The 9,399-nt window shown below is 63.7% G+C and carries 7 protein-coding genes and 2 pseudogenes; all 9 read right to left on the bottom strand.

What is annotated here, in order from left to right:
• Positions 1-1,688 (bottom strand): carboxylesterase/lipase family protein (locus VGL01_RS05630; protein ID WP_331567865.1); only part of this gene is annotated, 1,688 nt, incomplete at its 3' end.
• A gap of 196 nt (positions 1,689-1,884) precedes the next feature.
• Positions 1,885-3,222: an ATP-dependent protease ATPase subunit HslU gene (hslU, locus tag VGL01_RS05625; protein ID WP_331567864.1), complete on the bottom strand. Its 1,338-nt coding sequence runs from the start codon at positions 3,220-3,222 to the stop codon at positions 1,885-1,887.
• A gap of 7 nt (positions 3,223-3,229) precedes the next feature.
• The gene (gene hslV, locus VGL01_RS05620) at positions 3,230-3,766 is read right to left on the bottom strand and encodes an ATP-dependent protease subunit HslV (RefSeq protein WP_331567863.1); all 537 of its coding nucleotides are present in this window, start codon (positions 3,764-3,766) and stop codon (positions 3,230-3,232) included.
• A gap of 379 nt (positions 3,767-4,145) precedes the next feature.
• Entirely contained in the window at positions 4,146-4,565 is a 420-nt protein-coding gene (gene dksA, locus VGL01_RS05615; protein ID WP_173255829.1) for an RNA polymerase-binding protein DksA, read from the bottom strand.
• A 503-nt stretch (positions 4,566-5,068) separates the two neighbouring features.
• Positions 5,069-6,142, bottom strand: a complete 1,074-nt coding sequence (locus VGL01_RS05610) for a GTP-binding protein (RefSeq protein ID WP_331567862.1) — start codon at positions 6,140-6,142, stop codon at positions 5,069-5,071.
• Positions 6,143-6,272: 130 nt separating this feature from the next.
• Positions 6,273-7,103: pseudogene (locus VGL01_RS26125) on the bottom strand (class I SAM-dependent rRNA methyltransferase); the annotation flags it as partial.
• A 102-nt stretch (positions 7,104-7,205) separates the two neighbouring features.
• Positions 7,206-7,559, bottom strand: a pseudogene (locus VGL01_RS26120) (23S rRNA (cytosine(1962)-C(5))-methyltransferase RlmI); the annotation flags it as partial.
• Between the two features lie 105 nt (positions 7,560-7,664).
• Positions 7,665-8,594 (bottom strand): tyrosine recombinase XerC, encoded by a 930-nt coding sequence (gene xerC / locus VGL01_RS05600; RefSeq protein WP_331567860.1) that lies wholly within the window; start codon positions 8,592-8,594, stop codon positions 7,665-7,667.
• A gap of 41 nt (positions 8,595-8,635) precedes the next feature.
• A complete protein-coding gene (locus VGL01_RS05595; RefSeq protein WP_331567859.1) occupies positions 8,636-9,361 on the bottom strand; it encodes a DUF484 family protein in 726 nt (241 codons plus the stop codon).
• Between the last annotated feature and the right edge of the window lie 38 nt (positions 9,362-9,399).

Genomic DNA, 9,399 nt, shown 5'->3' with positions numbered 1-9,399 from the left:
ACGAGGCGCTGGATCAACCCTTGCCGCGGTGCGCTGCGATCCCACGAAGCATGGGTGTTCTCCCCGATGATCTGCTGCAACATCCCGCGATTATCGGTACGAACGGCGCCCCAATCCGGCACGGAGCCCGCCGTGGCCACTACGCCTTGCTCCGTTGCCGCCGCGCCTGACGCTGCACCGTTCGGATTGCCCGTCTTCACGAACTGCTCGATATAACGCGAGAACACGCGCGAAACGTCGTAATCAGCCGCCGTCCACGCGTAGTGCCGCAAGTGTTCCAGGTTGCCGAGCGAGTAGGCCACCTGCGCGTTATGCGCCGCTCCGGGCGCGGGTTGGTCCGGCTGAGCAGGCTCGGACGACGCTTTCAGCTCCGGTGGCAGAGGTTGGGTGTAGCGGTAATAGAAGACGGGCGACTGGCCCGTCTGCCGATGATGATCCATCCACCGCCACGTACTGTGGTTGACGAACAGATCCCCTGCCAGCGCGGCGGCCGCATGCTTGACCTCTTCCGTATCGTTGCCGGGGTAATGCGCGAGGACCTCTTCCGCGTGATCCTTGAAGTGCGTTTGAATCGCTTCCCGCCATGCCTCCGGTGTCGGGGCCGCTTTGCCGAGCAGCGCCGTGAAAGGCTGTTCCTGGGCGTTCGATCCCACGAGCAGCGGCACCTGCGCTTGCCCGCCGCTGGCGAACACCTGTTCGGGCGACGCAGGCAGGAAGTGGCCATCGACATGCGGCCAGAAAATCGCAGAGCCCGGCGCGAACTTGAGCTGGGTGGACGCCGTCAGCAGCGTGCGTGCCGGCAAAGAGCGCAGTTGCTGCTGCGATGTTGCGCCGACGCGCGTCGAGAACTGAGTCGCCGCCGCGACTGCCTGCTCCCGCGCCCACAGGCGGTTCGGCGCGAATGCGCCGCCGCTTTCGCCGATGGCTCCGGCAAAGAGCCCGCGCGAGAGCGGCGAGACCATGTGAGCGCTGACCGCGACCGAGCCGGCCGAATTGCCGGCGATCGTCACTTTCGTCGGATCGCCGCCGAACTGCGCGATATTGTCCCGTACCCAGCGCAGTGCGGCGACTTGGTCGAGGAGACCGTAGTTGCCGATCGCACCGTTCGAGGATTCCGTTGCGGCATCGGGCGATGCCAGGAATCCGAATACACCGAGCCGGTAGTTGACCGTCACCGCGATGACGCCGCGCGAAGCCATGGCCGTGCCGTCATAGCGAGGCTCCGAGCCATCTCCCGAGACGAATCCACCGCCGTGAAAATAGACGAGTACGGGCAGTTTGGCGTCCGCATTGCTCGCCGGCGTCCAGACGTTCAGGTAGAGGCAATCTTCGCTCATCTCCTTCGAGCGGAAATCCGGCTTGGCGGCCCCGGTCACAGGCGCCTGCATGCAACGAGGCCCGAACTGCCGGGCTTTCAATGCGCCAGCCCAGCGTGCGACGGGCTGCGGCTCGCGAAAGCGGAACTCGCCGACGGGCGGTGCCGCATACGGAATTCCGCGAAACACGCGGATGTCTTTATGCTGACCACGCATCTTGATGCCTTCGACGACGCCGTCGGTCAGCCGGACTTCGGGGGCTAGTGGCGCGCGGGCGGCATGAGCGCCGGGAGCGATGCACAAGAGAGAGCCGCTGGCGGCGAGCGCCGCAACAACGGCACGATGGGTGACACGATCGAACGAAACTCTCACAGTCTTGCCTCCTTTTGTGGTTGAACTGTGGGTCTACGACCCCACCGTTCGGTGGGAGGCTCGATCATTGATGTCGAAATAATCGGGGCTCGTCTCGATTTTTCGAATCAGACGGAATAACGGTGCGGAGGAGCGAGGGGCCGCCGCGTGCCGGCATCGAGGCGGGACGACCGTCGCGGCCATCCCGCCATCCGACTCAAAGCACGTAGCGCGACAAATCTTCGCTTTGCGCTACATCGCCCAGCGCTTTATCGACGTACGCCGCATCGATGCGCACTTTCTTGCCGGTGTGATTGCCGGCCGAGAACGACACGTCCTCGAGCAGCTTTTCGATGACCGTGTAAAGCCGCCGCGCGCCGATGTTCTCCGTGCGCTCGTTCACGGAATACGCGATTTCCGCCATGCGCCGAATGCCGTCCTCGCCGAACTCGAGCTCGACTTCTTCGGTTGCGAGCAGCGCCTGATACTGCTTCACGAGACTCGCGTCGGTGGCCACGAGAATCGATTCGAAATCCTCGACCGACAGCGAATCGAGTTCGACGCGAATCGGAAAACGGCCCTGCAATTCGGGAATCAGGTCGCTCGGCTTCGACAGATGAAATGCGCCGCTCGCGATGAAAAGGATGTGATCGGTCTTGACCATCCCGTAGCGGGTATTGATCGTCGTGCCCTCCACGAGCGGCAACAGGTCGCGCTGCACGCCCTGACGCGACACCTCGCCGCCGCCCACTTCGCCGCGCGAAGCGATCTTGTCGATCTCATCGAGAAACACGATACCGTTTTGCTCGACGTTCTGGACGGCCTTCGCCTTGACTTCTTCCTCGTTGAGCATCTTCGACGCTTCTTCGTCGGTCAGCACCTTCAGCGCTTCCTTGACCTTCAGCTTGCGGCGCGTTTTCTTGCCTCCGCCGAGATTGGCGAACATCGAGCGGATCTGCTCGGTCATGTCCTCCATGCCGGGCGGCCCCATGATGTCCATGCCGACTTGCGGCAGTTCGACGTCGAGCTCGATTTCCTTATCGTCCAGCAACCCTTCGCGCAGCCGTTTGCGGAAGGTCTGGCGCGTGGCGTTGTCTTCACCCGCCTCGCTCGAATGGGAACCGAAACCCACCGGACGCGCGGTGGGCAGCAGGATGTCGAGAACGCGGTCCTCGGCCTGGTCCTGCGCCTTCGAACGCACCTTGCGCATCTCGAATTCGCGCGTCTGCTTCAGCGAGATTTCGATCAGATCGCGCACGATGCTATCCACGTCACGGCCGACATAACCGACCTCCGTGAACTTCGTGGCTTCGATCTTGATGAAGGGCGCGTCGGCCAGTTTGGCCAGCCGCCGCGCAATCTCGGTCTTGCCGACACCCGTCGGCCCGATCATCAGAATGTTCTTGGGCGTGATTTCCTGGCGCAACGGCTCGGCAACCTGCTGACGGCGCCAACGGTTGCGCAGGGCGACAGCGACGGCTTTCTTGGCCTTGTTCTGTCCGATGATGTGCTTGTCGAGCTCCGAGACGATCTCGGCCGGTGTCATAGTGCTCATCGTGTCCTCACTCGATCGTCTCGATGACGCGGTTGTGGTTGGTGTAAATACACATGTCGCCGGCGATCGAGAGCGATTTCTCGACGATATCGCGCGGGGACAGATCGGTGTTTTCAGCGAGCGCCCGGGCCGCGGCTTGCGCATAGGCGCCGCCCGAGCCGATCGCGCAAATGCCGCCCTCCGGGTCGAGCACGTCGCCGTTGCCGGTGATGACGAGCGTCGTTTGCGCATCGGCCGTGATAAGCATTGCTTCGAGGCGGCGCAACATGCGATCGGTTCGCCAGTCCTTGGCGAGTTCGACGGCTGAGCGCGTCAGATTGCCCTGGTGTTTTTCGAGCTTCGCCTCGAAGCGGTCCAGCAGCGAAAACGCATCGGCCGTGCCGCCGGCGAAGCCGACGAGCACCTTGTCGTTGTATATGCGCCGGACCTTCCTCGCACCGCCTTTCATGACGATGTTGCCAAGCGTGACCTGGCCGTCGCCGCCGAGCGCGACCTGGCTGCCGCGTCGCACGGAAACGATCGTCGTGCCGTGAAATTGCTCCATTCTCGTTCCTTCAAAAACGTCGAAAGCACCGCCGGCAACACGCGCCGGACGGAGGAATCGGGTGGTGGACGAGCTGCGGTCACAACGGCGCCGCGGCTCGCGGATGACGCACGTCGGATTCATTTTAGGGCGAGTGCGGCTTTATCAAGAGCCAAGGCAACAGGTACGTGTGGATTGCCGCCCCGCGGGCGCCGCAACGCGCTTTCGCGCGACATGGCGAGCGGGCGGGCAAAAAGGGGTGTTCTTCAGTAGGAATCGGACTGCGGAAGTGCCGAGGCACTTACCGCGGTCGACAAAGAAAAAGCGCGCGGGATGCCGCGCGCCTCTTCGAAGCAGCGTCAAGACGCGCGGCCTTCATCGCCGCGCGGGTCTGGTCCGGTCAGTCGCCGAACAGCTTTTGGCGCAGCTCGCGGCGCTCTTGCGCCTCGAGCGACAGCGTGGCCGTGGGACGTGCCAGCAACCTCGGAATGCCGATCGGCTCGCCCGTTTCCTCACACCAGCCGTACTCGCCCGTTTCGATGCGCGCGAGCGATTGCTGCACCTTCTTCAGCAGCTTGCGCTCGCGGTCGCGCGTACGCAGCTCGAGCGCATGCTCTTCCTCGATCGTCGCGCGATCGGCCGGATCCGGCACGATCACCGTTTCGCGCAGGTTCTCGGTTGTCTGGCCGGCATTGCGCAGAATCTCTGCCTGCAGCTGTTCGAGCCGGTTCTTGAAGAAGGCGAGCTGGTCTTCATTCATGTAATCCTTGTCGCTCATCTTCAGGATTTCGGCTTCGGTCAAGAGTCGTTTCGTCGTCATCTGCGTGCTTCTTCAATGTGAGGCAAAACCCATACATATTGCCCGCACTTTCGTGTTGCCCGCAAGCAGCGCACTGTGCGCCACTCGGCATGTCTGGCAGTCGTGACGGCCAGCGCCCGTGCGGGGCCGAACTCCTCTGGAAACCGATCTTTGGATGCACTCCCGTTTCGATGAGGTGTCCCTTGCCGGGCACGCCTTCCTTAGGCGACACCGGCACGAAGCGCCGTGTCGCCCGGGGTTTCGCCCGGCCTTCCGCTTTGTCATTTTCGTTCGGCGTTGCCCGGATCAGGTTTTCCGGCGCCGTTCGCTACGCCCCGCGCGTATGGGGCGCGGGCTTCGCTGCTTACTGGTCAAGGTCCAGCGGGCACGTATTGTAACTGAATCGCCCTTGCGCGCTGCAACAGAGAAAACCCTGCTGCGCGGCCCTATTAGCACGAAAATATAACGCGCGAATTTATAAAAAGCGAACTCCTGGTGCAAGCTGCGAGCGGTATCGTACACGCTCACGCCAAACAGGCATCGAGACCGTCGGTGATCAAGTCCTGCGGCAGATCGATGCCGATGAAGACCATCTTGCTGGTCTTTTTCTCCACCGGCAGCCATTTGGCCGCCAGATCGCTGCCCATCATTTGATGCACGCCCTGGAATACGACCTTGCGGTCCACGCCCTTCATATAGAGCACGCCCTTATAACGCAAAAGCCGCTCGCCGTAGATTTGCAGCACGCCACCGAGAAAATCCTCGAGCTTGTTGGGATCGAAAGGCCGGTCGTTGCGATAGACGAACGATTTGATCCGGTCGTCGTGATGGGCGTGATGATGGTGGTGCCCGTGTTCGTGCCCGTCATGTTCGCACTGGCCATGGTCGTGATCGCAATGGGCATGATCGTGGCCGTCGTGGTCATGATCGTGATGCTCGTGGTCGTCTTCGGCCAGGAAGTCCGGATCGATCTCGAGTTTCGCGTTCAGGTTGAAGCCGCGCAGATCGAAGATCTCCTTGATATCGGCGTCGCCGAAGTTCACGGTTTTGATCGTCGCTTTCGGGTTCATATGAACGAGCCGGTGGCGTAGATCGCCCAGCGTGGCTTCGTCGACGAGATCGGCCTTCGTGAGGAACAGGCGGTCGGCGAAGCCGACCTGGCGTTGCACCACCTCGTGTTCGTCGAGCTGAGCGTTGGCGTGCTTCGCGTCGACGAGGGTGATGATCGCGTCGAGCAGAAACTCGTCGGCAATCTGGGTATCGATGAAAAACGTCTGGGCAACGGGGCCCGGATTGGCGAGACCCGTCGTTTCGATGACGACGCGGTCGAACGAGATCTCGCCCGAACGCTTGCGCTCAGCCAGGTCGCCGAGCGCGCGGGCCAGGTCGCCGCGGATCGTGCAGCAAATGCAGCCGTTGCTCATCTGCACGATTTGTTCGGCTTCGTTCTGTACGAGGATTTCGTTGTCGATGTTCTCTTCGCCGAACTCGTTTTCGATCACGGCGATCTTCATACCATGCTTTTCGCTCAGGATGCGCTTGAGCAACGTGGTTTTGCCGCTGCCGAGAAAGCCGGTCAGGATGGTGACTGGAATCATTGTGACTCGCCTGTTTTTCGATGAAATCGGGGCCGGTACAGCTCGGCACCCTGGCCTGGAAATATTGAAGCATACCTGTCAAGCGGGACGTCCCGCTCGGAGCGCTCTCGCGCGGAACAGATGCGGGCGCTCAGAGAATTTGCAACAGCAGCCCCTTCAGGTATTCGCCCTCCGGAAACGAAGCCAGCAGCGGGTGATCGAGGCCGGTGCCGAGCCGCTTGAGGATTCGGGCATCCACCCGCGCGTCGGACGCGGCGCCGGCGACGATCTTCAGAAACAGCTCAGCATCGATCGCGCCCGAGCACGAGTAGGTGAAAAGCAGCCCGCCCGGGCGCAGCAGGCGGAAACCGGAGAGGTTGATGTCCTTGTATGCGCGCGCCGCCCGGTCGACATGCTCGCGGGCCGGGGCGAACTTCGGCGGATCGAGCACGACGAGGTCGAAGCGCTCGCCTTCGTCGGCCAGACGCCGCAGCGTGCGAAACGCGTCGGCGTCGAGCCACTCGGCGCGTGCGGCGTCGAAGCCGTTCGCCTCCACGTTTGCGCGTGCGAGCGCGAGCGCCTCGCCCGACGAATCGATCGATACGACACGCCGTGCCCCGCCCTTCAGTGCCGCCAGAGAAAAGCCGCCCGTATAGCAAAAACAGTTGAGCACGTCGCGCTCGGCGGAGTACTCCTGCACGAGGGCTCGGCTCTCGCGCTGATCGATATAAAAGCCCGTCTTGTGGCCGTTGCGGACATCGACGCGATAGCGCACGCCGTTTTCGTCGACGATGAGCGTATCGGCGGGCGCGGCGCCCGCGAGGACACCCGTCGTTTGCGCGAGCCCTTCTTTTTCGCGGATCGAGACGTCGGAGCGCTCATAGACGTTGGGGCAGCCCGTTGCGCCCGTGAGAGCGGCGACGATCGCATCTTTCCACGCCTCCACGCCGGCCGCCATGAACTGACAGACGAGCTGGCCATGTGCTGCGGCCTCGTCGCCGGGCAGCGGCAGGTGGCTTGCCCGCGTAGCGAGCGTCGGGTTTGGATCTGCCGGCGCTGGGCCGCCCGCCATTGCCAGATCGGGAACGTAATAGTCGACGATGAGGCCGGGCAGGCCGTCCGCTTCGCCGAAGACGAGCCTGACGGCGCCGGTGTCGGGCACGAACGATCGGCGATGCGCGAGCGCTTGCTGGACGCGGCGCTTGAAAAAGGCGTGATCGATCGGCTCGGCTTCGTCGAAACTCCAGGCGCGCAGGCGGATCTGCGAGTGCGGACTGTAGGCGGCGCGCGCGAGAAAGCGTCCGTCGTGCGCGCGTACGACGACAGTCGCGCCCGAGGCGGGTTTGCCGTCGATCCGCTCGATGGCGTTCGCGTACACCCATGGATGACGGCGCAGCAGCGATCTTTCCTTCGACGGTTTGAGCGTTACGGTATTCATGCGGTATGAGAAACGAGTTGTCGCTGCCGGTTCGGCTGAACCGGCAGGCGAGCCGGGGATCGGGTGTCGACCCGAGCCGCCGCGGCCCATTGCGATCGATTGCAACTAGTCGCGCTTTTTCGCGCGAGGATGCGCTGTGTCATAGACCTGCGCGAGATGCTGAAAATCGAGCGAGGTGTAGATCTGTGTCGCCGCCACGCTCGCATGGCCGAGCAACTCCTGCACGGCACGCAGGTCGCCGCTCGATTGCAGCAGATGCGTTGCAAACGAGTGCCGCAGGACGTGCGGATGGACGTTCGCCGGAATTCCCGCGGTACGGGCGGCGCGCTTGATGCGCTCGCGTACGACGTTCGGCGACATGCGCGCGCCGCGCACCGAAAGAAACAGCGGGTGCGGGTCGTGCCTGACGAACTGCTCGCGCACCGCGAGCCAGGCCTCGAGCGCCTCGATGGCCTTTTTGCCGACGGGTACCGTGCGCTGCCGCTTGCCTTTGCCGAGAACCGTCACTTCAGCGGTATCGAGAGCGAGCCAGCCCGCCGAACGATATCCATCGCCCTCGGCGAACCCGGCATCGAGCCCAACCAGTTCGGCCAAGCGCAATCCCGACGAATAAAAGAGCTCGAGGATCGCATGGTCGCGCAGCCCTTCGCCGCTTTCGGGCGAGGCGGCTTCCATCAGCGCGTTGGCGTCGTCGACGGACAGCGCTTTAGGCAGGCGCTTCGGCTGCTTTGGCGCACGTACCGTTGCTACCGGGTTCGCCGGCAAGTCGACGCGTTCCGCGAGCCATCGGTAAAACGCGCGCCAGGCCGACAGCCGATGCGCGATCGAGCGCGCGGACAAGCCGCCGCTATGCGCGCGCGCGACCGCCGAACGGATATCCGTAGCCGAAAGGCTCGCAAGCGGGCGTCCGTTGGCGAGCGCGGTCAAGCCCTCAAGCTCGTGCGTATAGCTGCGCAGCGTGTGCTCGGACAGGCGCCGTCCATGAGCGAGGCTCGCGAGGTAGGCGGCGATCAGGTCCGTATCGGCCGGCTGCATGGCGTTTCGCGGGGATGGTCTGGATGCGGCTGGCAGCCGACTCAGCGGGCAAGCAGGCGGCTCGTCGCGGCACTCGCGAGCGTGCCGATCTGCATGAGGAAGTCCGTCGCCATGCCTTCGTGAAAGCGGCGCGGATCGGGCGAGCCCATGACGAGCAGGCCGAAGGCGGGCGCACTTTCATCGGCCTGCGGATCGCGCAGCGCAAGCAGCACGACCGACTGGATGCCGCCTGCTTCGCCCGGGGGCGTGCCGGCTTCTTCGGCCGAAGCGGGGGCGCTCGGCTGCGCGCCCGCGCCGAGCCACTGGGCGGCTTCGAAACCGGTATTCGCTCCGCAGTACGGGGCGCCCAGACTGTTGGCGAAGATGCGGACTTCTTCGCCGACCTGACGGGCGAACTCGGCCTGCGCGTAGACATCGGCCACGTCCCAGAGGCGCAAGGCCGCGTGCGGAACGTCGAAGACCTCCGTGAGCCCATGCGTGACGGTACGCGGCAGCGCGTGGGGATCGCGCTCGGCGATGACCCGTGCGGTCCAATGGTTGAACTTCGCGGCGATGCTGTCGTTCTCGTGCCCGTAGCGCAGCAACTCGGCCAGGCGCCTTTCGAGCAGCTTGTTCTTTTCGCGCAGCATTTCCATCTGCCGCTCTTGCAGCGACACGGCGGCTTTGCCATGCGGGTTCGCGAGTCGCACCGCGGCGAGCAGCTCGGCGTGTTGCACGAAAAATTCGGGATTGGCGAGCAGGTATTCGGCGACTTCGCGATCGTTCATGGTGTGAGCGTTTTGGGCGGATAAGTGAGCGGCAAGCG

It is taken from the genome of Trinickia sp. (assembly GCF_036503415.1).
Classification (GTDB): Bacteria; Pseudomonadota; Gammaproteobacteria; order Burkholderiales; family Burkholderiaceae; genus Trinickia.
This window is presented reverse-complemented; position numbering and strand designations above follow the sequence as displayed.